This window comes from Streptomyces coeruleorubidus (assembly GCF_008705135.1).
GTDB lineage: Bacteria > Actinomycetota > Actinomycetes > Streptomycetales > Streptomycetaceae > Streptomyces > Streptomyces coeruleofuscus.
The window spans coordinates 9,143,335-9,166,872 of sequence record NZ_CP023694.1 but is presented as its reverse complement, the minus strand read 5'-3'; the positions used below and the strand labels follow the sequence as shown (position 1 = coordinate 9,166,872).

Below are 23,538 nucleotides of genomic sequence, written 5' to 3'. Positions count from 1 at the left end.
ACCGTCGCTGTGCGACGGTCTCATGGCAGGTGCCGGACCGGATGGTACCGGTGAAGTGTGCCTCACCAAGAACGGTCGGCACATGGAGCACTGCGCCCGTTACCAATGACGAGGCACGCCAGCACCCCAGCCCAACTGTCGGGACGCTGGTGGTAAATCTGGGACCTGCATGACGACGGCCTGTGCGACCCCGTAGGGGTTGTGCAGGCCATCGTCGTCCTGGACGAGATGCGAGAGCGTCACCGCTACGAGGTCGGATGCACTCAGCCGCGGCACGCCGTCGAATCCGGCGTGCACGCCGCCACTGCCTGGCCCGACACACCGCCGAGCAGTACACCGGATGCGCCTGGTGCCGGAGGCGCCGACTGGTCCGCAAGGCGGAGGCCGGCGCCTGCACCGGCGCTACGAACGCAAGGCGAGCCACTTCCTGGCCTTCACCAGCATCGCCTGCACCCTCATCTGCTACCGACGACTCGCCCAGCAGACGACTTCTAGGATGCGTCGGCGTAGGCGAGATGGGTGCCGCAGACGGTGCAGCGGAAGAGCATGGCGGTCGCCCCGTCGCCTAGGTGGGCCAGGAAGTGCTCAAGCTGGTTTTCGTCGTGCCAGCCGTCGAGACGCATGTCGGTCCGCAGCTGGTCGAGGGCTTCGGGATGCGCCGACAGCTCGGTGTGTCCGACTTCGCCCACGAAGGCGGCCGCGTCCTGGCAGTGGACGAGCCAGTGCGGCTCCTGCCAGGCGTGGAAGCCAGGGGTGCGGCGGGTGACCTCGTGCAAGACGTCTTCGCTGACACCGTCGAGCCCGTAAGAGTCAGCGAATTCACCCGCGAAGCGTTCAGCCGCACTCCCGTCTGCGATGCACCACGGGCAGAAACGTCCGTTGACCTCGTGTGCGGTGTAGAACGTGGCCGTGTAGATCCATCCCCTGTTGCGCTTGCAGCAGGCGCACCTCTCGGCGGCCGCACGGATGGACCCGCTTGCCAGAGGGTCTGGGTGAAAGCGAAAGAAGGGCAGGCTGGCACTCATCGCCGGTTCCCGATCTGCGCCCCGGTGGCCATGCCTGCTGATCCCATGGAGAGCAGTCTGTCCGCGAGCGGTTCCCCGATCAAGCGCGGCGTCGGACTCCTCGTGGCTGGCTTTTGTCGGTGAGTCCTGACACCTGTTGTCGATCGGTGGTGGCACCGCCCGGTGTTGGCGGAGAGTAATATCGCCGAGTTTTCTCACGGCCTGAGCCTGTCCTGCCGCACATCGAAGCAGACCAGTCCCATGGACTCTGCCACAGCTGCCGCGTAGGCCGACGCCTCCTCGGCCATGCTCCACCGCAGGGGGAAATAGATCAGCGGACCGCTGGCTTCGCCGATCAACGGACCGGTCGACCAGGGCGAGGTGTCCTCCTCGTCCTCGGTGATGCCGCACCACCGCTCAAGCAGTGCGGCCACGTAAGCCGTTATGCGTTCCGACGGAGGCTCTTCCACCTCACCGTCGATGTAGCGGTCGTACAGGTCGCTGAAGACCCGGCCGGCGGTCTTGTCGTCTGCCGGCCTCTCGCCTTCCCAGACAGCAAGGTCGAACCTCAGCCAAAAGAAACGACGCCTTTGGTGTCTTATGACCGCACCCTAGATGTTGCGGGTCAGGACGTTGGTGACGGCGCATAGTGGTGGGCAAGAGCGGTGGCGAGGTCGCGGAGGTGAGCCCTGGCTTCGGTGGGGCCGTGCACAGTGATGGCGCTCCCGAACGGCAGTAGTGCTCGCACGTCCTCCAGCTGCAGGAAGCGGATCGTTACCTTGCGGCCTGCGGCGGATTCTTCATGGTCGTCCCGGACGAGTCGTAGGCCGAAGATCCGTTGCGCTCGCTCGATCTGGGTCTCGTCGATGGTGGCGCTGACCTCTATCGCGTGGTTGTGTTCCCACTGATCAGTGAGCGCTGCAGCGACGGTGGCCAGGGTCTGGTTCTCGCGGATCCGTCGTGGCTGGTCGACTTCTTTCCATGTCGTGATCCGTTCGAGTCGGTACAGCCGTGGCACTCGGGCACAGTCTGCGACGAGGTACCAGATGCCGGCCTTGGCGAACAGCCCGTAGGGATCCACGACCAGGTCTCGTGGGCATGACTCGCGTGGGCTGTCGTACTCGATCCGTAGCCGGCGGCCTCGCCGCACTGCGCCGATCAGCGAGGCCGGAGTCGTGCCGGAAGCTCGTGCTTGACGCCAGGGACGGCTGTCCACGTGCACTACGTCGGTGAGCGGCAGGAGCTCATGAACTCGACGTGGCTGTGTAGCGACGATCTTGGAGAGCGCGCGCTGGCTTTCGGCCGATACGTTGAGCTCCGCACGTTGCTTCTCATCCAGCCCAGTGAGCGACAGATGATCACGCTCGCCCGGTGTGAGTCGCGTGAGGTCGAGCCCGGACCCGGGCAGCATGGTCACGCCTCCGAGGCGGCCCCGGTGTGCGGTCACCGGCAGACCGGCGTCGCGGAGCCAGTTCAGGTCTCGGGTGATGGTTCGAAGGGACACCCCGAGCGCCGAGGCAAGTTCCTGTGTGGTGACGGCATCCCTCGATTCGAGGAGCAGCAGCAGGGTGAAGAAGCGGTCTGGGGTCACCCACCAATTTTTTCAGGAATTGCGACACGATGCGGCGCATATCCCGGTCAGGCTGGTGGATGCGTACCTACGACCTGTGAGAAGGAACAACCATGACCACATCCGTCGTGTCCATCGTCTACGTGAACGACGCTCCCGCCGCAGCTCGTTTCTACGGCGACCTCCTCGGCATGCGCCCCTCGTTCGAGACTCCGGGATACATCGCCTTCGACCTCGGGCCAGGCGCTGACCTCGCTCTGTGGTCTGGCCAGTTCGAGGATCTGTCACCGGACGTCCCGCGCACCAGTGAGGTTTGCCTGGCCATCGACGGTGGACCCGACGAGCTCAACGCGACCTTCAAGCAGTGGCAGTCCAAGGGGGTCACGATCCTGCGCGAGCCTCACGATGCGGGGTTCGGGCTGACCTTCCTCGCAGCCGATCCTGACGGGAACCGTATCCGCGTCGCACCGCAGGACTGAAAGGCCGCAATGCGGCAGGCGCGCACGATACGTGTCGCGCCTGCCGCCGTCTGGCTTCGAGAGGACGAGGAGTGCCCCACGCGAATGCGTGGGGCGACCGGTGCTGGTCGCTCAGAACAGGACACTCGACGATGACGACTCCCGCGCCGCCGGTCACCGAGCCCGCCCCTCCGCCATGACGTGCCCGGGCGAGCCAGGTCGGGCTGTGCGCCAACACGCTCTCCTGACGAGTCCCCGAGGTGGCGAATCGGCGCGGCGGCCCCGTTCGGCGCGCAACACCAGCGAGCGCACCCCAGATCCCCGGCCGCGCCCGCATCGCCCCTCCCGCTCCCTTTACCCTCACTTCCATCAGGGCTATGGGCGAAGGCGGCTGCAGCGGGGATGTCAGTCGATGAGCCGGTCGACGCCGTGACCGTCGCTTACTTGGTCAGTACGAGCATCCTGCCGCCGCAGTCAGGGCAAGCCCGCACGAACGGCCCGGCCCGGCCGCCTGAAATGCAAGGACCGCACAGGACCGTGCGGCAGTCCGCGCAGGTCCATCCGCCCCCGATGGTGCCGATGACAATGTCCGCGTCCTGGTCGTCGATCTGGCCAAACCGGGCTGCCCGGCCGCATGTGCGGCAGTAATCGGCGCCGATGTTCGGCAGCATGTCGAGTGCCTGCCGGTCGCCGAGCGAGGCGGCCTTCGCGATGTGTTCCGCGGCGTCGTCGAACTCGTCCAGGCGACCGAGCGACATGCCCAGCGCGAAGTGTGCTGCCGCGTGGTCGGGCCGCATGGCCAGGCACGCGCGCAGCGGATCGACGGCCCCCCGCGAGTCACCCGAATTGAACAGGGAGGCACCCAGGAGGAACTGTGAATTCGGCGAGTCGGGCGCCAACGTCACCACCTCGCGGAACACGGAGGCTGCAGCGGCGTAGCGGCCCGCCGAGAACTCCCGCTGTCCCCGCTCGAAAGCCTTCTCGGCTGCGGCATCGCGGTCCCCTTGCCCACCAGCGCCTCGCCGACCGAATCGACCGAACATCTCGCTCCTCCATGTCGACGGTGTGCGAGGACCAATCGTTTCGCACTGGCACCGGGAGGGGTCCCGAAGTTGGAGCGCCAAGGTGGCCGGGTGTCACCGAGTAACACCCGCAGACAATGGTCGCGACGGCACCGCGCTCTGGCAACGTCCGGTCCGACAGACCCGCCCTCGCCAGCCTTGACCACCTCCGCTGGCCGAGCGTGTCCGAACGTGGATCGCAGTCGACGTGGCGGTGTCGTTGCCCGGGCCGTGCCCGTTGGGCCGGTGCCACTGGTGCAGCGTGTTACTAGCGGTCCAGAGCTGGCGTCCCCGAGCGTGAAGGTCAGGCCGCGCCTCCCATCTTCTGGTGCACTCCGCATGTCATGAACGCGGACTGAGCAAAGTTGGGGGAACCGCGTGTGCTGCCTGGTCACCGGGAGGGGCGTCGGCAGGTGCCCCTTTCCCTGCGCTCACGCCGGTGCGGGCACCTTCTCAGCTGTGTGGCGGCGCTTCCAGTACGCGACGGTCAGCACGGCCAGCAGCGGCCCCCAGAGGATCAGCGGCGCGTAGCAGACATAGAACCAGGCAGCCTCCCAGCCGTTGGCCCGGCTTGGAAAGCCGTCCGGCAGGTCGTCGCCTCGGATCGTGGTGCCCCTGATCTCGGAAGCGATGAACAGGAGGGTGAACAGGAGGGTGAGGATCGTGGCCCCGACGGCGCCTGGGATGACGGCTGCCTTCGTCGGGACCCGGCGGCCGCGCAGGACTGGGACCCAGCGTGGGAACACCTCGCCCCAGCGGGCGATCAGGCCGATCGCGGTGAACGCGAAAATTTCAGACATTATCGACAGAGAGATGATGTACGCCCCTCCGACCCCAAACCCGTCGTCGAACGCGGCCGGAAGCCGCCAGATACTCGATGGCAGGACGGCTAACGGCACGGCGTAGGCGACGAGTTGCATCCGCCGGGACACTCCGGCAACGGGCTCGTGGGCCGCCCGCCATGCAGCGCGGAGTCGTCCGGGGCGGGCGGCAGTGGGTTCTTCGACGCGCAGGAGCGGATGCATATGCGGTCCTCGGTTTCGGTGGACTGGTGGCCGACACGTTCAGCAATGAAGATCCCAGTCAGGGGGCCACCGAGGATCGCTCTGCGGGTTGAACTCGCTCCGCCTGATGGCCGGGGGAGCGGTAGACCACAGGATGACGGCAGGGCGCCACCTTCACGTCGACGCCCCCACTGACCAGTCGCCCCGGCCGGTGCCCCACGCCTGGGGCTGGCCATGGCCGGGACCCTACTCGGTCGGGTGAACACGGCGGGATCGGAGAACTTCTGCGGACGCCGGCGCGTAGTGCCAGGCATGAGGCAGATCGCTGACGCGCATGTGGCAGAGTCGGACCTGGCCGGTGGTGGAGGTCGCGGCCGCCGATGATGAAACGCGCTCGCGGTCCAGGAGCTGCTCGCCGCACGGTGCGCCATCGCACCGGCGGACCGCACGACTCGGGAGCCCGGCGAGCCCTGTGTACGGCTGCGCTGCTGAGTTCTGCCTGGCCTGCCGCACGGACGCGGAACGCGATTCGGCCGGTGAAGTGGTGATGGGCCGCACGCTTGGCTGAGCTGGAGAGGTTGAGGAACCAGAACGCGCCCAGGCCCCGGCCGCGTCCAACGCCATCGCCATCGCCGCCATCCTCCTGGCTCTGCGCGATGCCACCGGTGTGCGGCCGCACTGCTACTTCGCCTGGGCCGAAGGCAGCCCGCTGAAGCACATGTTCCGCTCCTTCCTGCTGGGGCGTGGTGACACCGCCCCGGCCGCCCGCGTGATCATCCGCAGCAACGAACCCGACCCCGACCGCCGCCCCGGCATCCATGTCGGCAGCTGCGGATGCCGGTGGGGCGGCGTATGCCGACACGGTGTCGGAATACGCCGCCCTCGAGCGGGACGAGCTGCCGGAGGCAGTCCGAGCGGTCACTTCGGGTCGCGGTTGAACACCGCCTTCGACCAGCGGTAGCCGAGCGCCGCCAGGCCCAGGCACCAGACGATGGTGATCCACCAGTTGTTGCCGATCTCGGTGCCGAGCAGCAGTCCGCGCAGCGTCTCGATGGCGGGCGTGAACGGCTGGTACTGGGCGATCGGCTGGAACCAGCCCGGCATCGCGTCGACCGGGACGAAGGCGCTGGAGATGAGCGGCAGGAAGACCAGCGGCAGCGCATTGTTGCTGGCTGCCTCGGCGCTGGGGCTGACCATGCCCATCCCGACCGCGATCCAGGTGAAGGCCAGGGCGAACAGCGCGAGCAGTCCGAACGCCGCGATCCACTCCAGGGCCGTGGCATCCGTGGAACGGAAGCCGATGGCCACGCCGACGGCACCGACGAGAGTCACGCTGATGACCGACTGCACCACGCTGCTGATGACGTGTCCGTTGAGCACGGAGCCGCGGTGGATCGCCATGGCGCGGAAGCGGGCGATGATGCCCTCGGTCATGTCCATGGAGACGGACACCGCGGTGCCGACCAGGGTGCCGCCGATGGTCATCAGCAGGATGCCCGGGAGGAGATAGGCGATGTAGTCCGAGCGATCGGCGCCGTCACCGCCGATGCCCGCGCTCATCACGTCGCCGAAGACGTAGACGAACAGCAGCAGCAGGACGATCGGCGTGAGCAGCAGGTTCAGGGTGAGGGACGGGTAGCGCCGCGCGTGCAGGAGGTTGCGGCGCAGCATCGTGGAGGAGTCACGCAGGGCGAGGGAGAGCCGGGCCGGGCGGGCGGGAGCCAGGGGGGTGCTCATCGGACAGCCTCCTTGGGCTGGTCGGTGCCGCCGGTCAGGGCGAAGAACACGTCGTCGAGGTCGGGGGTGTGCATGGTCAGCTCGTCGGCCTCGATGCCGGCGGAGTCCAGCCAGTCGAGGATGGAGCGCAGTTCGCGCTGGCTGCCGTCGCTGGGGATCTGCAGGGCCAGCGCCTCGTCGTCCCGAGTGACCTCACGCAGCGCGGAGGCGGCTCTCTGGTATGTGGACGGGTCGGTGAAGCGCAGACGGACATGGCCGCCGGGGATCAGCCGCTTCAGCTCGTCGGCGGTGCCCTCGGCGGCGATCTTGCCGTCGTTCAGCACCGCGATGCGGTCGGCGAGTTCGTCGGCCTCTTCCAGGTATTGGGTGGTGAGGAAGACGGTGACGCCGTCGGAGACGAGTTCGCGGATGATCTGCCACATGTTGTGGCGGCTGCGCGGGTCGAGGCCGGTGGTCGGCTCGTCGAGGAAGATGATCCGCGGGTTGCCGACCAGCGTCATGGCGATGTCGAGGCGGCGCTTCATCCCGCCGGAGTAGGTGGAGGCGGGCTTCTTCGCGGCCTCGGTGAGGTCGAACCGTTCCAGCAGTTCGGCGGTGACCTGCCGTCCCTCGCGTTTGGAGAGGTGGTGCAGGTCCGCCATGAGGAGCATGTTCTCCTCTCCGGTGATCAGCCCGTCCACGGCGGAGAACTGCCCGGTGACGCCGATCGCGGCGCGTACCCCGTCCGGGGAGGTGGCGAGGTCGTGGCCCGCGACTTGTGCATGTCCGCCGTCGGCGGTGATGAGCGTGGAGAGGATTTTCACGGCGGTGGTCTTGCCTGCGCCGTTGGGTCCGAGCAGCGCGAACACGGACCCGGCAGGGATACGCAGGTCGATGCCGTCGAGGACGGTCTTGTCGCCGTACGACTTGCGCAGACCGACGGTGGATACGGCGGCCGACGACTGGGGACCGTCGCCTCGCCTGGGCGTGGGCATGACAGATGAAGGCATGGGGCCCTCCGATCGAAGGCTGAAGTGAGTGGGTGTAGGGGCCGGTTGACGATGTGGTGCTCAGGCCCGGGCGCGGCGGACGTCGATGTTGCCGTACTTGGTGCGGGCGCGGACCTTGACGGTGTCCTCGGTCTGTTCAGGGGTCTCGGACGCGGTGAGGGTGTTGCGTACCTGGCCGGAGTTCGAGCTGACGTCGAGCCAGGCGGCCGTGCCTTCGCGGACGCCGACGTCGATGGCGCCGTAGTTGGTCTCCAACTGGACGTTGCCGCGGGCCACTTCGCCTACGCGCAGGGTGCCGTGGGCGGTGGTGGCGGTGACCGAGTCCTCGGCGCGCCGGATCTCGATGTCGCCGTTGGCGCCGCTCACCCGCAGCTCGCCGGTCGCGGCATCGACGGTCGTGGTGCCGTGCGAGTTCTTCAGGACGGCGGGGCCGTCGACGAGGCCGACGCGCAGGCTGCCGGAGCTGGTGGTGATCTCTGCCCTGCCCTCGATGCGGTCCACGGTGATCGAGCCGTGCGACGCGGTCAGCTGGAGCGGGCCCGTCGTGTCGAGGCGGACGTCGCCGGACGAGGTCTTCACACTGACCTCGCCGAGCCGGCCCTCGCCGAGCACCTGGGCCCAGGCGCCGGTCATGTCGATGCGCGAGTCCGCGGGCAGTTCGACCGTCACGTCGACGGTGCCGGTGCGGCCGAGCCCGCGCAGGTTGCCCTTGGGCGTCCTGACGGTCAGTACGCCGCCCGCGTAGGTGACCTCGGTCTGCTCGGCCGCCCGTACGTCCAGGTCCTTCTTCGGGTCGCGGGGCCGCACCTCGACGATTGTGTCGGGGCGGTCGCCCGCGGTGAACTGGATGGAACCGGCCTCCACGCGTGCGGTGACCGAGATCGGTTCGGGAGTGTCGAAAGAAGGCATGGCTGTCCCGTCCTCTTGAGTCCTTGGGTCGTCCCTGCTGGCGGGACGTGGTGGGGGGTGAAGGCGCTGGCGTGGGCGCGGCTAGCGCACCCAGCCCGTGAAGCTCTGTCCGACGGTCTGGGTCTTCTCCGTCGTACGCGGCCGGGTGCCGCCGTCGACCGCGGCCGACACGGCGCGCACCAGCCACGCGTTGACCGACAGGCCCTCACGGGTCGCGGCCTCCTCGGCGCGGGCCTTGAGGTGGGCCGGCAGGCGTAGGTTGACGCGGGCGGTGCCGCCCTCGTCGCCGTCGGACGGGGCCGGGGCCGGGGCCCTGAGAGGCTCGACGGGCGCGGCCGGCTCCGCGCGGGCGCCGCCGTCGATGGGCGGCGGTGTCACCACGAAGTCGGGGTCGAGTCCGCGCAGCCGTACGTCGACCGAGCCAGGGGCGAGTTCGCGGGTGATCTCGTCCATCGCGGCGGAGAGCACGTTGAGCATGGTCAGGCGGGTCGCCGACTCCAGGGGCGCGATGAGCCTCTCGGCCAGCTCTCGCGCTTCGTCGCCGCCGGCTTCGGCGGCCACCGCGAGTTCGCGGCGGAGGTTGTCGACATACGGGGTGAGGTCCATGACGCCATCATGGCACCGCAATGGCGCCATGCGCAAGCCCGGGTGGCACCTCCTGCGGGGTGAGCTTGAGGGGGATCAGCCTGAGCTGGGAAAGCATGTATAGGGCGCCGGGGATAATTGTGGCGCCATGCGATGGCGCGAGAAGGTGACCCGCCGCTTCCGGGCGCGCGGCTGGGCCGAGCCCAGGCCCTTAACTCAGCGACACAGGGCCCTTCTAGTCGCCCAAGGGGCATCGATGCCGGACCGAGCGAACCTGAGAGCGCCCCGGGTCGGCATCAGCCGACGCCAGTACAGGCGGGAACGCTCTGGCGCGCACCACGGCACACACCACGCCTGCGGCGCGCGCCGACGCTGTGGCGAGTCCCTGGCCTGCACGTCCGCGATTGCCTCCATGTCAGTGGCGCCAGATGGGTTCACTATGGCGTCATTAATGTGCCATAGTGGCATCACTGGCGGGCACCCCTTGGCTTCACATGCCGAGGGGTGCGCGTTTTCGCGGAGTTAGCCATCAAAGGGGTCGGATCATGGAGACAGCACAGAGTCAGGAGCAGGCGGCGCCCGCCGCCTTCACCGCCTTCGCCCGCTTCGTGCTCTGCGGCGGTGGGGTGGGGATCACCTCCAGCTTCGCCGTGGTGGCCCTCGCCTCCTGGATTCCCTGGGCTCTGGCCAACGCCCTGATCACCGTGGTCTCCACGCTCCTCGCCACCGAGCTGCACGCCCGCTTCACCTTCGGTGCGGGCGGGCGCGCGACCTGGCGCCAGCATGCGCAGTCGGCCGGGTCCGCGGCGGCCGCATACGCATGGACTTGCGTGGCGATGCTTGTCCTGCAGCAGATGGTGGCGGCGCCCGGTGCGGTGCTGGAGCAGGTCGTCTATCTGTCCGCCTCCGCACTCGCCGGCCTCGCGCGGTTCGCGGTGCTGCGCCTCGTCGTCTTCGCGCGGAACCGCGCGCAGGCCGCGCCCACCGTTCGCACCGCCCGTTCCGTGCACGCGACCGTGGCCCGCACCGCGGCACCGGCAGGCCCCGCGGTGCTCTGTTACGCCGCCTGACTGGTCCGCCGGGCGGCGTCCCGCGCGGGCAAGTGTCCTCTGAATCGTCGTTAGCGCCGCATTTGCCGCTGACGCCCGTTCAGCCCTGGCAGCGACAGGCCGGTTCCGGGGAAGATCCCATGACCGTAGTTGCTTCAGCGTATCCGTTTCGGCGAGCCGCAGACTCGATGAGCTGCTGATTTAGGGTGTAGATCTCTCCCCACCGCAGGAGGTTGCCGAAGGTCTGCTGGGCGATGTCCCACAGCGTGTCGCCAGCGGCCACGGTTGCCGCCTACGCCACCTGCGCGAAGACCTCACCCGAGGAACCGCAACTGTCACCGCGCTGGCAACTGTCGAGCGAATCTCCGGCGGTGATTCGTGGCGCGCTCGCCGCCGCCTTCACCACCGCCCGGACCGACGTCGACCAGGCTCTCCCCCCATACGCCCCAGGACCTGGACGACCTGAAGGCCGCAGCCGAGAGCTACGGGTACGGCTATCACGGCCAGCAGCCCACCCGCGTTCTGGCCGACCTGGTCACCGACTTCACGAACCTGCGCCCGCTGCTCATCTCTCGCCGGAGGCTTAGGCAGCTGCGGCCATCGCAAGGTCGTTAGGCTTCACACACCGATGAAGCGGTGGCCGCAGGCCTCCCGCAGCCGACCCACGAGCAAGATCAAGGTCTATGGCTGGAGGTCGCGCTGGTACCAGGTGCCTGACCTACCGCCGAGATCGGCCGGCGTGGCAGGGCCAACCGGGACGAACCCGGCCCTGGCCAAGACTTTCTGGGACGCTACGTTGTCGTGGGAGGTGGCCGCCCGCAGTGTGCGCAGGCCGTGCCTGGCGGTCGCAATCCGGCACAGCTCCCGGACGGTCGCGGTCGCCACGCCGCGGCCGGCGACCTGCTCCCCGACCCGGTAGCCGAGTCTGGCAGTGCCGTCCTCCAAGTCGTACAGGTTGAACCTGCCGAGTACCGAGCCGTCCTCGGCGACGAGCAGGTAGAAGGCGCACACGCCGGTCTCCTGCTCGGCCAGCGAGGCGTTGTACCGGTCGGTGAACTGGTCGAAGAAGTCGTCGCCGCGGTCGGAGATCGAGGCAGCGAAGTAGGTGCGGTTCGCCAGCTCGAAGGCCAGGACCGCCGGGGCGTGGCCGGTGTGCAGCCGCTTCAGCTCGGGCATCGCCCGACTCTAACCAGATCGTGCGCTGAGGCCACCTGAGTTTCCGCCAGTGGCAGACAGCCCCAAGATCAGGGCACATCACGATCTACAGCTCGAGTACTAGATGGCGTCAACTCCCCGGACTTGTGCACTTACTGGCGGCGCGGTCGGTGCAACGGAAGTCCGGTTGATCTACGTGTAGGAGTGTGGGGACGGCAGTGCATGAGGCGTCCGAACGTGCCAAGAAGTTTGGGGGGCTTTCCCTCGGATGGGCGAAGAAGTCGATGGACAGCCTCTGCCGCAAGCTGCCCAAACGCTGACCTCGCGCGCGCCGTCATACCGTGGGCCCGTGACGACCCCTCCCCACGATCCTGCCGACCCAGTGCTGGGTTCCCGGAGCAGGAAGTGATCGGGCGGTTGTGGAAGCGGCGACAGACGGAGACCGGTCGGCGCAGGGTCGATCTGGCGATAGCGTGCTCGTCATGACCGCTGAAGACGAGGCGCTGGTCGGCGGGATGGTGAACGCGGGGGGCGGTCTTCCGCCGGGGTGCGTTGGTTGAGCGCCCGGCGCCGCGCAACGCGCGCGCTCTGCATGCCTATCTCCTTGCGCTGAAGGAGCACGGCTTCGACGCGGCGCCGGCCCCTGTCGGTCCCGATGTGTGCCCGGACAACACCGTCTTCCGCGACGGCCGTGCCACTGCCCGTGGGTGCCCATGCTCGATCCCGGATCCGCAACTGCCCTCTGCCCCTCCGGGCTGGATGCGACCGCACGGCTGCGGATCCACCGCGAGACGTTCACGGCTGCTCTGCTGAACTGACCGGAGCGTTCGGGGACACACTCACAGGGCCTTCTTGGTGCTGGGGTCGTCTCCGATGGCCCTGGAACCGGTAGGGGTCGGTGCCGTTCTGTAGCTGCAACGGAAGGTGATTCGGTCGGCGATGGCCAAGCGGAGCCGGGAGTCGTTGCAGATCGAGTCCCACTGGTCGAACGCTCCGAGACCTTCTCGGCGTGAACAGCCTCAGCCGATCCGCAGAAGCCGGGAGAATCTCAGGCATCCGTGCGTCGTATGTGCAGGTGGCCATCGCGGGGGAAGGAGGGCGGCGCTGCGGGCAGGACGCTGTCGAAGTCGTAGCGGCTCTTCTGCGCAACCCGGCACGATGCCAGGTTGTCCACCTGGTGCAGGAGTTCGAGACGCTCCAGCCCGTCGGCTTCGAAGGTGTCGAAGGCCCAGCTGGTGAGTGCCTCCAGAGCGCGGGGTGCCACTCCCCTACCGCGAGCGTGCGCCCCGGTCCAGTAGCCCACCTCGGCCGCCGGTTTGTTGGAGGTGACTTCCTTGAGGACCACGTTGCCCACCAACTGTTCGCGAACCGCACCGGGTTGGGTCTCAAGGACGGCGAAGCCGAACCGGTCCCCCGCTGCCCAGCCCCGCTGCTGGGCCTGCACCCACCGTGCCCCCTCAGCATCGTTGTCCACGGCAGTGCTCGCCCACTGACGCAACGCGGGATCCCGGCTCATCTCGACCAATGCGGCAACGTCCTCCATACGCCAGGGGCGGAGAACGAGAGCGGGTGCGGCCGGCGTCGCGGTCACCTGAAGTACGACGGGGGGCACTCATCAACCGATCATATGCGGCGGCGTTTTCGCCCGACGCCAGCCGCGTCCGGCCCACGCCGCCTTGCGGCCGCCCCGTCATTGCTGTGTCCGGACGCGCAGAGCCTGGAGGGACCAGTCGAACACTGGAGCCAGACTCTCCGGGGCCGGCCAGCCGTTGACCACTGCGAGCAGTTGGAGGTACCGCTCCCTGCGAGGGTCGTTCACGCTCTCCAGCCGAGTCGCAAGCCGACGGCGAAGCTCGGCGTCGTCAGGGCGGCCCAGGAGGTGCGCGTAGTGCGCCGTGAACGCCGCGACGATCGCATCGGCCTGGGGCGAGGCGGGGTCGATGCCAGCGGTCAGGGCCGGGCCGGCCTGGTCACGGACGGCTGCGGCGATGTCGCGGCGCGGGCCCGTCATGTCGTTCCCGGCATGCTCGGCTGCCTGATCCTCGGCCATCCGCCGCACCATGGCGCGGAAATCCGGATCCAGAGACATTTCAGCCAGCTCCACCCACGCCTGGACCTGCTCCGCTTCCGGGTTGTCGGGCAACTCGGGGGTCATCGAGCGCATGACCCCGGCGAATGCGGGGGCGGCGTCAAGACCGCCGAAGGCTGCGTCGAGGAAATCACCGATCAGACGTCGGCGTTCGTCCTCGGAAAGCTGGGCCAACCGGTGCATGAGTTCTGTCTCCTCAGGTGTGGACCCGCGCTCGGCCACCGCCGTCAGCACCGCGTGCCGCAAACGCAGGATGCGGATGTGCACTGCCAGTGCTTCCGCGTGCGCCTCCGCGACCTCGGGAAGCGAGAGTTCGCGGTCCACGACCTTGCGGATCGTGGGGAGGTCCAGTCCCAGTTCGCGCAGGGTCCGCACGAGGTCCAGGCGTGCGACGGCGTTGATGTCGTACAGGCGGTAGCCGGCCGGGCTGCGGTCCGTCGGCGCCACGATTCCGCGATCAGAGTAGAACCGAATGGTCTTGACCGTGAGACCGGTCCGCCGAGCGAGTTCGCCGATCGAGTAGAGCGTGTCGCCGTCCATGCCCCCACCTTTGCGTCTCCCCCTACTGGAGACTCAAGCCCCTTCGCCTGCCAGCAGACAACCACGCCTCATCCACAAGTCGGGACGCCAGCATGGCCGGTTCGCCGCCGGCGACGTCCTGGACCACATTCCAAGATCGTTTCAGATCTTGATCAACACCCCGGCACGCGTCCTAGCCCTGCGTCGGGTTGCTGTCCAGCTTGCGCCGTTCCCGGCGGTTGGGATGGCGGATGACTACTCCTGCCATGCCGCCGGAACCAGTGAGCCGGATCAGCGGAGATCCCGGGAGCCGGTCGGGAGTGGTCTTGTCCGTCAGGCCGCCAACGCCGGGATCCATGCAGCTGGTGTCTACGGCCCAGCCGTCGGGAACGACAATGGTGACACCAGATGTCTCCCCGTACGCCTCCACTGCGACCTCCGTGAGGCGGCACTCGACCCGGGTGAAGTCAACCTTCACACCCCCCACGCCTCCGCGAGCGATCACGTGCCCGGGAACCTCCCAGCACCCGGGGCCTCGAGACGCACCGTACATGCCGCCCTTGAGCACCAGCGGCGGCTGGCTCTCAGTGGAATTCAGCCTCGGTAAGTCGGCGGTCAGTACGGCCAACTCGGCGTACGTTTTGGACGTCAGCGCCTGCTCAAGGCGCGAATCCAGTTCATCGAGATCGATTCGCCCCTCGGCTGCCGCGTCGCGCAGCTGCTCCACCACTGCTTCCCGGTCGTCGTGAGAGGCGCGCAGCTCTTCTGATGGTGCAGGGCGCGGAGAGGGCTCCGGAGGCCGGACAGTCATGGCCACAAGAATATGCAGCCAGCGGACTGAGCGGACTGGGACTGCACATCTCAAGCACTGCCTAGAGCTGATGCGCTGGGGGCGGACCGAACGCTTCGACAAGGTCGACCGCGGCCGCATCCTCATCTCCCTCGACGCCCGCCTCGACTTCGCCGGCCCCTCGGACGCCGATCACCAGGACGTTCGCGACAGCTCGACGGGCGTCATCGCCCGACCAGTCTCAGTGACTCTAGTGTCAGGTGGGCTCTGTGGCCGACGGCTGCGTCGCTGCCCAACTGGCGAGGAGCTTGAACCGGTCTTCGGAAGAGGTGCCGGGCTCGGCGGTATAGACAGTCAGGTCGTACACCGCACGATCGGACAGAGGCAGGTCCATGGATCGGTACACCAGCTCCAGTCGACCGACGTCGGGGTGCTGCAGTCGCTTGATGCCGTGGTGGCGGATGCGGACGTGGTGTGCGGCCCACTGGATGCGGAACTGGGCGCTGAGCGTGGACAGTTCGCCGATGAGCTCGCGCAGGGCCCGGTCGCGGGGTTCGCGACCGGCTTCGGCGCGCATCAGCGCGACAGTGGTCACAGCAGCGGCCTCCCAGTCCACGAAGAAATCGGCAGAGCCCGGATCGAGAAAGATGTAGCGGGCGATGTTCGGTCGGCCACGCCGGTCGACGGTGTCGCTGTCGAACATCGGCGCGTGCAGGGCACGGAACAGCGCGTTGTGGGCGATGACGTCCATGCGGCCGTTCCGTACGAAGGCCGACGACTTCGTCATGGAGTCGAGCATCCACTGGACGGAGGGCGGCACCTCGACATCCCTGCGGCGGCGAGGCGCACGCCGAGCGGGACCGGCTGCTCGGGCCAAGTCGAACAGGTATCCGCGCTCATCCTCGTCCAGTCGCAGGGCCCGCGCGACCGCTTCCAGGACGGTGACCGACGCCCGCATGCGCCCCTGTTCGACCCGCGTGTAGTAGTCGGTGCTGATGGAAGCCAGCTGCGCGACCTCCTCGCGCCGCAGCCCGGGCACTCGCCGCGGGCCGTTCGTGGGCAGTCCGACTTGTTCCGGTGTGATCCTGGCTCGTCGGCCGACGAGGAAGTCCCGGATGTCGGCCCGGTTGGCAGCATGGCGGTCGGGGCTCGAATTCCAGCGATCCACGCCGCGGGCGGGTCGCCGCCCGGAAGAACTCGGCGACGCGACAGCAGGGCGCCCAGGCATGCCGGTCGGCCCGGGGCCGGCTTCACCAGGCATACGCCTGCGGGGCCTCTCCCGGTCCCGGCCAGATACGGTCGAGACGTTCCACGGTCTCGTCGTCGAGTCGCACGGACAGCGCACCGAGGTTGGACCGCAGTTGATCGCTCGTCGTCGCTCCAGTCACCGTGGTGGAGACGACTGGGTTGCGCAACGCCCAGGCCAGCGCCACGTGCGCCGGCTTCGCGCCCAGTTCCCGGCACAGCCCCTCGTACGCTTCGAGCTGATCGCGGTGTGCTTCGATGCGCACCAGCATCGACTCGTCCCGGACGCGTCCCTCAGCGGCGGACTCGAGTGCGCCGCTGAGCAGGCCGGCGTGCAGCGGGCTATAGGGGATGAGGCCGATTCCGAGGTGACGCAACGCGGGGATGAGTTCGAGTTCCACGGCTCGTACGGCGAGGTTGTACAAGCTCTGCTCGGAGGTCAGGCCCATGAAGTGCCGTGCCCTGGCCTCCGACTGGGCGAGGGTCACGTCCCAGCCGGCGAAGTTGCTGCTGCCGACGTAGCTGACCTTGCCCTCGCGTACCAGCTGCTCCGTCGCCTGCCAGATCTCCTCCCAGGGCGTGGCCCGGTCGATGTGGTGCATCTGGTAGAGGTCGATGTGGTCTGTCTGGAGCCGCCGCAGGCTCGCCTCGCACGCGCGCCGGATGTGGTAGGCGGACAGCCGGCGGTCGTTGGGGCCCAGTCCCATCGGCTGGTACACCTTCGTGGCCAGGACGATGTCGTCGCGGCGCCCGCTGCGCTTCAGCCACCGGCCGATGGTCTCCTCCGAGACGCCGTACCCCTTGGCCATGTCCGCCGACTGCGGGCCGCCGTAGACGTCGGCGGTGTCGAAGAGGTTGATACCCGCGTCGATCGCGGTGTCCATGACCGCGAAGCTGGTCGATTCGTCCACGGTGTGACCGAAGTTCATCGTCCCGAGACCGATCCGGCTGACCAGCAGTCCGGAGCGGCCCAGGTGCCCGTATCTCATCTCGTCGCTCATGCACGCACCGTCCGTTCGAGAGGCGTGGCCTGTCAGGGCTTCAGCAGGACCTTGATGGCGCGGCGTTCGTCCATCGCCTGGTAGGCCTCGGCGGCCTGGTCGAGGGGGAGAGTGAGGTCGAAGACCCTGCCCGGGTCGATCTCCCGGTTCCAGATGAGGTCGATCAGCTGCGGCAGGAACCGGCGGACCGGGGCGGGGCCGCCGTGCAGGTGGGCGTGGGAGAAGAACAGCTCCTGGCCGTCGAGGGTGACGTCGTGGGAGACACCGACGTAGCCGACATGGCCGCCGGGACGGGTGGAGCGGATCGCCTGGAGCATCGACTCCTGGGTGCCGACCGCCTCGATGACCGAGTGCGCGCCCAAGCCGCCGGTCAGTTCCTTGATCTTTTCGACGCCTGCGTCACCGCGCTCGGTGACGATGTCGGTCGCGCCGAAGTCCAGGGCCAGCTTCTGGCGGGAGGCGTGGCGGCTCATGGCGATGATCCGCTCGGCGCCGAGCTGCTTGGCGGCGAGCACGCCGAGCAGGCCGACCGCGCCGTCGCCGACCACGGCGACCGTCCTGCCCGGTCCGGCCTGGGCGGCGACGGCTGCGAACCAGCCGGTGCCGAGCACGTCGGAGGCAGTGAGCAGGCTGGGGATCAGGTCGGCGTCGGGGGTGCCCGGGGTGGCGACGAGGGTGCCGTCGGCGAGCGGGACGCGCAGTCGCTCCGCCTGGGCGCCCATCTCGTTCATCCACTCCCGCTGGACGCAGGACGTCTGGTAGCCGGCGCGGCAGTTGGCGCAGGTGTTGTCCGAGGTGGAGAAGCCGCCGACCACGAACTGGCCGGGCTGGACGGTGGTGACGGCGCTGCCGACCTCCTCCACCACGCCCACGTACTCGTGGCCTATCGGGGAGCGAGCCTCGAAGGGCTCGGCCCCGCGGTAGGGCCACAGGTCCGAGCCGCACACACAGGCCGCCGCCACTCGGATGATCGCGTCCGTGGGCTTGAGGATCCTCGGCTCTTCGCGCTCCTCCACCCGGAAGTCACCGGGGGCGTGCATCACGACACCACGCATGGTGGGTTGCTCCTTGTGAACGGGGGTCCGGCCGCGTCGCACGGCCGGGCGGCTGAGTGCCACGTCATTCAGGGAACTCCCGTTTCGCGCGGGCAACCAGTTGCTGTTGAACCATGTACTGGCAGTACATCCCTACGGCCGCGCGGACGTCGTACGGTCAGGGGTGTGGACAACCGTGACGAAGTCCGCGAGTTCCTCACCTCGCGGAGAGCCAAGATCACCCCGGAGCAGGCCGGGCTGCCGTCCGGCACCCGGCGCCGCGTGCCCGGCCTGCGCCGCAGCGAGGTCGCCACGCTGGCCGACGTCAGCGTCGACTACTACGGCAAGCTGGAGCGCGGCAACCTGGCCGGTGTCTCCCCCGCGGTGCTCGAATCGGTCGCCCGCGCACTCCAGTTGGACGAGGTCGAACGGGCTCATCTGCTGCACCTGGCCCAGGCACAGGAAGGCTCTGACACGCTTGCCCGACCCCGGTCACGTTCCAGCCGACAGACAACCCTGCCCAAGAGCCTGCAGTGGGCCCTGGACGCCGTCACCGCCGGGCCCGCGTTCGTGACAAACGGCCGCCTGGACCTGCTCGCCGTCAACCAGTTGGCCCGCGCCTTCTTCGCCGACATCTACGACAGCGACACCCAGCCGCCGAACATGGCCCGCTTCCAGTTCCTCGACCCGGCGGCCCGCCGCTTCTACCCGGACTGGGACCTCATTGCCGACATGACCGTGGACGTGCTGCGCACCGAGGCGGGCCGCAACCCGCACGACAAGGACCTCCACGACCTGGTGGGCGAGCTGTCCACCCGCAGTGACGCCTTCCGCACCCGCTGGGGCTCCCACAACGTCCGCCGTCACGGTACCGGCGTCAAACGCTTCGACCACCCGGTCGTCGGCGACCTCACCCTTGCCTGGCACGGCTCTGCCGTGGACGACGAACCCGGCCTCACCCTCCTCATCTACACCGCCGAACCCGGCTCGCCCTCCGAAGAAGCCCTGCGCCTCCTCGCCTCCTGGGCCGCCTCCCAGGACGGTGCCGCCCCTACCGATCCTCTGGCGCGGTAGCCGGCCTCAAGGGAAGGCGTCGGTCAGGCGGTGGGGCGGTGCCTGCCGCCGTTTCCGTCACGACGCCCCGCACGGCAGTCTGTTCCGCCGTGGGAGGGCAGCAGTCGCGCCACCGACGCCTATCGCCAGCTCGAGGGCGGCAACCACGGCCTTCGACCCGCCGACCGGGTCCTGGCCGAGCAAGTCGACTTCCCCATCACTACGCGGCTCAGCTGCGCATAGCCGGCCGACCGCACCGACGGCCGTGGCGCGCGCCCCGCATCACGGTCTGGGCGGTCGCGGTGAGGCGGGAGGCGGCCGGGTGGGCAGTGCGCTGCGTAGCCCGGGAGCGCCTCGATCTCGGTGAGGGTCAGGAACGGGCGGTCGGCCAGGGCGTGGCCCGCCGGGAGCAGGACGACCGGCTCCTCCGGGCCGAGCTCCATCACTTCGAGACCGGGGGTGGCCACCGTCTGGAGAACTCAGCGCACCCTCGATGCCGTCCTGGTGCAGCCCGATGACGTCATGGCGACCCGCAGTGGCTGACCCTGCAGGCCGCCGAGAGACGTAGACACCGAACCGGTCGGGCCCGGAGGACGTAAGTTCACCACACCGCTTCTGCCTCACCTGCCCGCTGGGACGGGTGAAACCAACTCCCACCTGGTCATCCGGTCGTGCGCGAGGACGTGGCAACCAGCATGCTGCGCGGCGAAGTATCGGAGAGCGATCAGCTGCGCTGGCTTGATCGCATCGCTCGCCCGCTCTCGGCGTCTCCTCACAGACAACCCACAGACACCCCTCCCCCGTCCTAGGTGACGCGAGAGACGCCCGGGACCGACGGGACGTCTGCGCACGGGGTTTTGAGGAGAGGATCATTGATCCGTGCCCGGCGAATATGTGTGACCGCCGTGGCGGTGCTGGCGGCCCTGGCGGGCTCGCCCGGACTGGCACAAGCTGAACAGGCCCAAGAAACGGGGCCGTTGAGCGCGATGGACGACAACCCCCTTCCACCGGGGTGGCGGATCGGCGGGGAGGGCGGGGCGCGCGAGCTGGTCTGGCGTGCCCCGAAGGCCGTGCCCATGGGGGATGCGCGGGTCGAGTTCCGGACCGGGGACCGGCTGCTCGGCGTACCTAAGCCGGCGAGGGACGGGCGGACCTTCCGGCTCACCCTCGGCGAGACGCGGCCCGAGCAACTGACGGACCTTCAAGTGACGGCCGCGGGACGCCGGCTGGACGCGTCGGCCGACGACAAGCGCAGGTCGGGCTCGCGCGTGGCACGAGTGCCCGCGCCGGCGCCCGCGAACGGCGTTGATCCGGGCAAACCCGGCTCGTACCGCACGGTCACCGGGGAGTACGACCTCGACCCGGTGCGCCTGCCCGGGTTCGACAACCCGGTGGAGATGACCGCCAAGGTGGTGGCGCCGAAGGGTGCCACCGGCAGCCGGCCGCTCGCGTTGTTCCTGCACGGCCGCCACGGCACCTGCTACAAGCCGGGCTCCGAGGACGACGTGACCGGCGACTGGCCCTGTGCGGACGGTTACAAGCCGATCCCGAGCTACCTGGGCTATCTGCGCGACCAGCAACTGCTGGCCTCACAGGGCTATGTGACGGTGTCGATCTCGGCGAACGGCATCAACGCCCAGGACTGGGATGCCGAGGACGCCGGCGCGCAGGCGCGTTCCTCACTGGTACGGCAGCACCTCGCCCGCTGGGCCGGCTGGACCGCCCATCGCTCCTCCGCCCCGGCCGTCGTACGCAAGGCGGCGAAGGCGGACCTCTCCCAGGTCCTGCTCGTCGGCCACTCGCGCGGTGGAGAGGGCGTCAACCGGGCCGCCATGGACAGCCTGTACCCACCGCCGGCCGCCGAGGACGGCTACCGGGGCCCGGTGCGCTGGAAGGTGCGCGGGACTGTGCTCATCGGACCGACGATCTTCGGCCAGAATCCAGTCGCCGACGTGCCGTCCGTGACGCTGCTGCCGGGCTGCGACGGCGACGTGTCGGATCTGCAGGGCGAGGACTTCGTCGACGGGACGCGCGGGATCAGCCGGGGCACGGCACTGCACAGCGCGGTCTACATGGTCGGCGCCAACCACAACTACTTCAACAGCGAGTGGACCCCGGGCGAGGCCGTCGCACCGGCCATGGACGACTTCGGGACCGACCCGGAGCAGCCGGACCCGGTGTGCACGCCGGGTGCCGCGACCCGGCTGACCGCCGCCCAGCAGCACAAGGCGGGCGCGACGTACATCGCCGCGGCGGCCCGGCTCTTCCTCGCCGGGGACGATCGGGTGCGTCCGCTGCTCGACGGTTCCGGCAAGCGGGCCCCGTCCGCGGGCCCGGCCCGGGTGCTGACTCACGCGGTCGGCGGCCGCCGCAGCGGTGGTTTCCTGCCGGACGGCGGGGCGAAGGTGACCGGCGCCCGGCTGTGTTCGGCGATCGACCCCGAACCGGCCGTGGCATGTCTGGACCCGGAGACACTCGGATCGTCACCGCACTTCGCGTCGTGGGAGACGGAACGGGAGATCGGCCGCAGTGCGGTGGACCTGAAGTGGTCCGCACCGGGCCGGGCCGCGCGTATCACTCCGGCCAAGCCGCTCTCCCTCCGCGGCTCCCAGAAGCTGGCGCTCCGGGTCTTCGTACCGCCGAACACGACCGGCACGAAGTTCGACGTGTCCGTCACCGACTCCTCCAACCGTCGGGTGAGGCTGGGCTCGGTCCGGGTGGACGGGCTCCCGGGCTCCGAGAACACCGCCTCCTACTGGGCTCAGGAGCTACGTGTCCCGCTGTCTGCGGCAACCCGGGCCGGACTCGATCTCAGGCATGTCAAGTCCCTTGCGTTGACGCCCCGTTCGCAGTCCGGGCAGGCCTGGCTGATGGACGCATGGGGCTGGGCGCCGGGCACTCCCGCGGTGAAGGCGGCCGCGCTGCCGCGTGTCGACGTGGGCCGCACGATCGTCAGGGAGGGCGACTCGGGCACCCGCACCTACCGGATCCCGGTCGAGATCTCCGGGCACGGCAGCGGGCAGGTCCGCGTGTACGTCCTCGACCCGGACAGCGGCCGGTCCGAGAACCGCCTCGTGACCGTACGGCCCGGCAGCCACGCGATCGACGTGCCGGTCAAGGTTAAGGGCGACACGGTCTACGGCGACGACGTGGAGCACGACATCGCCGTAAAGGCCGTCCGCAACGCCGTCGTCGGCAAGTACCGGGGCGGGATCATCGTCGAGAACGACGACCCGGAGCCGGTGATCACCCTGTCGCCGGTCGCAGACCGGGTGACCGAGGGCGAGACGCTGACCTGGCGGCTGTCCGTGGACGCGCCCGCGGCGGTAGACCTCTGGGAGCCGGTGCGGGTGCTTCCGGTCACCGAGGGCGCCGAGCTGTCCACCAAGGACGTGGACCCGCAGTGGCTCCAGGACTCGTCCGGTGACGTGCCCGACCCCGAGCGGCCGCTGTCCGACGCGAGCCTGTGGGTGTGGCTGAACATCCCGCCCGGGAGCAGCAGCGTGGACTTCGTCGTGCCGATCGTGCGGGACCAGGTGGCCGAGCCGACCGAGTCGATGCGCCTGGCGCTGACCGACAGGAACGCCGAGCCGCTGCCGGACAGGCCGGTGCTGACGGGGACGGTGCTCGACAAGCCGTAAGCACGCTGTACGAGGGATTGTGAGCATCCTCTTGTTGCGGGGTCCGGTCTGTCCGGGCCCCGCGCTTCACAAGGTCAGGGGGATCCCGACCGCCCGTGTCCAGCCCCCGGCGCAGCCTGCGCCACTGATCCCCTGGTCAAGGGCCTGCCACCGATCCGTTCCCACCGTGGACGACGGCGACGCCGACAAGGGCCACGACTAATCCCACCTGCGGCGATGGTTAGGCGAGCGTGGCATCACCCACCGCGTCGCCCACAAGGGCATCGAGACCTCCACGCGACCGGGCCGGCACCGCTGGACCGGCGAACGCACCATGGCCTGGCTCGCTGGCTGCCGACGTCTCCACCGGTTCTCGCCTTCACGAGCATCGCCTGCACCTTGTTTTGCTGATCCAGCCTCGATCGCCAACTCGTAGTAGCCACCGGACCAGTGGGTCTGGTCCCGGAAGGCAGCAGGACTCGTCATGACGTGATCACGCGGCAGAGCCCAATCCAGTCCCACCGCCGTCGATGAGTGCGGCGGGTGAGGCGGGGACTGGCGGTGGCGGTCTCGGTCACCGGCTCGTCATCCGCTCGTGATCTTTCCCGTAACGCACCCAACGTCTCCGGATCCTTCTCAGATCTTTCTCGGATCGCCGGGCCAAAC

At 68.9% G+C, this 23,538-nt stretch carries 21 protein-coding genes and 3 pseudogenes; 8 read left to right on the top strand and 16 right to left on the bottom strand.

Going from position 1 to position 23,538, the window contains the following annotated elements; translation table 11 throughout:
- Nucleotides 1-379: 379 nt before the first annotated feature.
- Nucleotides 380-475 (top strand): annotated as a pseudogene (locus CP976_RS41750) (IS5/IS1182 family transposase); the annotation flags it as partial.
- A 16-nt stretch (nt 476-491) separates the two neighbouring features.
- On the opposite strand, the gene CP976_RS41745 reads toward CP976_RS41750, so the two are convergent.
- From CP976_RS41745 to CP976_RS41735, 3 genes are all read right to left on the bottom strand, one after another.
- Nucleotides 492-1,025, bottom strand: a complete 534-nt coding sequence (locus tag CP976_RS41745) for a CbrC family protein (protein ID WP_150485031.1) — start codon at nt 1,023-1,025, stop codon at nt 492-494.
- 194 nt (nt 1,026-1,219) lie between these two features.
- A complete protein-coding gene (locus CP976_RS44155) occupies nt 1,220-1,438 on the bottom strand; it encodes a hypothetical protein (protein WP_229875978.1) in 219 nt (72 codons plus the stop codon).
- A gap of 191 nt (nt 1,439-1,629) precedes the next feature.
- A complete protein-coding gene (locus CP976_RS41735) occupies nt 1,630-2,595 on the bottom strand; it encodes a helix-turn-helix transcriptional regulator (protein WP_150485029.1) in 966 nt (321 codons plus the stop codon).
- Between the two features lie 92 nt (nt 2,596-2,687).
- Here CP976_RS41735 and CP976_RS41730 point away from each other — a divergent pair, with 92 nt between their 5' ends.
- A complete protein-coding gene (locus CP976_RS41730; protein ID WP_150485028.1) occupies nt 2,688-3,053 on the top strand; it encodes a VOC family protein in 366 nt (121 codons plus the stop codon).
- Nucleotides 3,054-3,472: 419 nt separating this feature from the next.
- Here the strand turns inward: CP976_RS41730 and CP976_RS41725 are convergent, their stop codons facing one another.
- Together CP976_RS41725 and CP976_RS41720 are read right to left on the bottom strand one after the other, a co-directional pair.
- Entirely contained in the window at nt 3,473-4,075 is a 603-nt protein-coding gene (locus CP976_RS41725) for a tetratricopeptide repeat protein (protein WP_150485027.1), read from the bottom strand.
- A gap of 449 nt (nt 4,076-4,524) precedes the next feature.
- Nucleotides 4,525-5,118 carry a hypothetical protein gene (locus CP976_RS41720; RefSeq protein WP_150485026.1) on the bottom strand — a complete coding sequence of 198 codons (594 nt, stop codon included), beginning with the start codon at nt 5,116-5,118 and terminating at the stop codon, nt 4,525-4,527.
- A gap of 387 nt (nt 5,119-5,505) precedes the next feature.
- Between CP976_RS41720 and CP976_RS44765 the strand changes: the two genes are divergently transcribed.
- Nucleotides 5,506-5,589, top strand: a complete 84-nt coding sequence (locus CP976_RS44765; protein WP_359038108.1) for a DUF6207 family protein — start codon at nt 5,506-5,508, stop codon at nt 5,587-5,589.
- A 426-nt stretch (nt 5,590-6,015) separates the two neighbouring features.
- Here CP976_RS44765 and CP976_RS41705 read toward each other — a convergent pair whose 3' ends face one another.
- The 4 genes from CP976_RS41705 to CP976_RS41690 form a co-directional block, all read right to left on the bottom strand.
- Nucleotides 6,016-6,834, bottom strand: coding sequence for an ABC transporter permease (locus CP976_RS41705; RefSeq protein ID WP_150485025.1), 819 nt, complete (start codon nt 6,832-6,834; stop codon nt 6,016-6,018).
- Nucleotides 6,831-7,823 carry an ATP-binding cassette domain-containing protein gene (locus tag CP976_RS41700; protein WP_150485024.1) on the bottom strand — a complete coding sequence of 331 codons (993 nt, stop codon included), beginning with the start codon at nt 7,821-7,823 and terminating at the stop codon, nt 6,831-6,833. Before CP976_RS41700 ends, CP976_RS41705 begins: the two co-directional genes overlap by 4 nt.
- 60 nt (nt 7,824-7,883) lie before the next feature.
- The gene (locus tag CP976_RS41695) at nt 7,884-8,732 is read right to left on the bottom strand and encodes a DUF4097 family beta strand repeat-containing protein (RefSeq protein WP_150485023.1); all 849 of its coding nucleotides are present in this window, start codon (nt 8,730-8,732) and stop codon (nt 7,884-7,886) included.
- A gap of 81 nt (nt 8,733-8,813) precedes the next feature.
- Entirely contained in the window at nt 8,814-9,338 is a 525-nt protein-coding gene (locus CP976_RS41690; RefSeq protein WP_150485022.1) for a toxin-antitoxin system HicB family antitoxin, read from the bottom strand.
- Nucleotides 9,339-9,862: 524 nt separating this feature from the next.
- On the opposite strand from CP976_RS41690, the gene CP976_RS41685 reads away from it, so the two are divergent.
- Nucleotides 9,863-10,387 (top strand): hypothetical protein, encoded by a 525-nt coding sequence (locus tag CP976_RS41685; RefSeq protein ID WP_150485021.1) that lies wholly within the window; start codon nt 9,863-9,865, stop codon nt 10,385-10,387.
- A 660-nt stretch (nt 10,388-11,047) separates the two neighbouring features.
- On the opposite strand, the gene CP976_RS41675 is transcribed toward CP976_RS41685, so the two are convergent.
- On the bottom strand, nt 11,048-11,542 hold the full coding sequence (locus CP976_RS41675; protein ID WP_150485019.1) for a GNAT family N-acetyltransferase: 495 nt from the start codon (nt 11,540-11,542) through the stop codon (nt 11,048-11,050).
- Nucleotides 11,543-12,003: 461 nt separating this feature from the next.
- On the opposite strand from CP976_RS41675, the pseudogene CP976_RS44150 reads away from it, so the two are divergent.
- Nucleotides 12,004-12,303: pseudogene (locus tag CP976_RS44150) on the top strand (aminoglycoside phosphotransferase family protein); the annotation flags it as partial.
- A 266-nt stretch (nt 12,304-12,569) separates the two neighbouring features.
- On the opposite strand, the gene CP976_RS41665 reads toward CP976_RS44150, so the two are convergent.
- From CP976_RS41665 to CP976_RS41640, 6 genes are all read right to left on the bottom strand, one after another.
- Nucleotides 12,570-13,064 (bottom strand): GNAT family N-acetyltransferase, encoded by a 495-nt coding sequence (locus CP976_RS41665; RefSeq protein WP_229875977.1) that lies wholly within the window; start codon nt 13,062-13,064, stop codon nt 12,570-12,572.
- A gap of 147 nt (nt 13,065-13,211) precedes the next feature.
- Entirely contained in the window at nt 13,212-14,150 is a 939-nt protein-coding gene (locus CP976_RS41660; RefSeq protein ID WP_150485017.1) for a MerR family transcriptional regulator, read from the bottom strand.
- Nucleotides 14,151-14,322: 172 nt separating this feature from the next.
- Entirely contained in the window at nt 14,323-14,940 is a 618-nt protein-coding gene (locus tag CP976_RS41655) for a DUF1707 SHOCT-like domain-containing protein (RefSeq protein ID WP_150485016.1), read from the bottom strand.
- Between the two features lie 235 nt (nt 14,941-15,175).
- Nucleotides 15,176-16,087: a helix-turn-helix domain-containing protein gene (locus CP976_RS41650; RefSeq protein WP_229875975.1), complete on the bottom strand. Its 912-nt coding sequence runs from the start codon at nt 16,085-16,087 to the stop codon at nt 15,176-15,178.
- A gap of 82 nt (nt 16,088-16,169) precedes the next feature.
- Complete coding sequence (locus CP976_RS41645; RefSeq protein WP_150485735.1) at nt 16,170-17,153, bottom strand: aldo/keto reductase; 984 nt, start codon at nt 17,151-17,153, stop codon at nt 16,170-16,172.
- 44 nt (nt 17,154-17,197) lie between these two features.
- Nucleotides 17,198-18,220, bottom strand: coding sequence for a zinc-dependent alcohol dehydrogenase family protein (locus CP976_RS41640; RefSeq protein WP_150485014.1), 1,023 nt, complete (start codon nt 18,218-18,220; stop codon nt 17,198-17,200).
- Nucleotides 18,221-18,385: 165 nt separating this feature from the next.
- On the opposite strand from CP976_RS41640, the gene CP976_RS41635 reads away from it, so the two are divergent.
- From CP976_RS41635 to CP976_RS44760, 3 genes and pseudogenes are all read left to right on the top strand, one after another.
- The gene (locus CP976_RS41635) at nt 18,386-19,273 is read left to right on the top strand and encodes a helix-turn-helix transcriptional regulator (RefSeq protein ID WP_150485013.1); all 888 of its coding nucleotides are present in this window, start codon (nt 18,386-18,388) and stop codon (nt 19,271-19,273) included.
- Between the two features lie 851 nt (nt 19,274-20,124).
- Nucleotides 20,125-22,893 (top strand): alpha/beta hydrolase, encoded by a 2,769-nt coding sequence (locus CP976_RS41630; RefSeq protein ID WP_150485012.1) that lies wholly within the window; start codon nt 20,125-20,127, stop codon nt 22,891-22,893.
- 129 nt (nt 22,894-23,022) lie between these two features.
- Nucleotides 23,023-23,283 (top strand): annotated as a pseudogene (locus CP976_RS44760) (IS5/IS1182 family transposase); the annotation flags it as partial.
- Between the last annotated feature and the right edge of the window lie 255 nt (nt 23,284-23,538).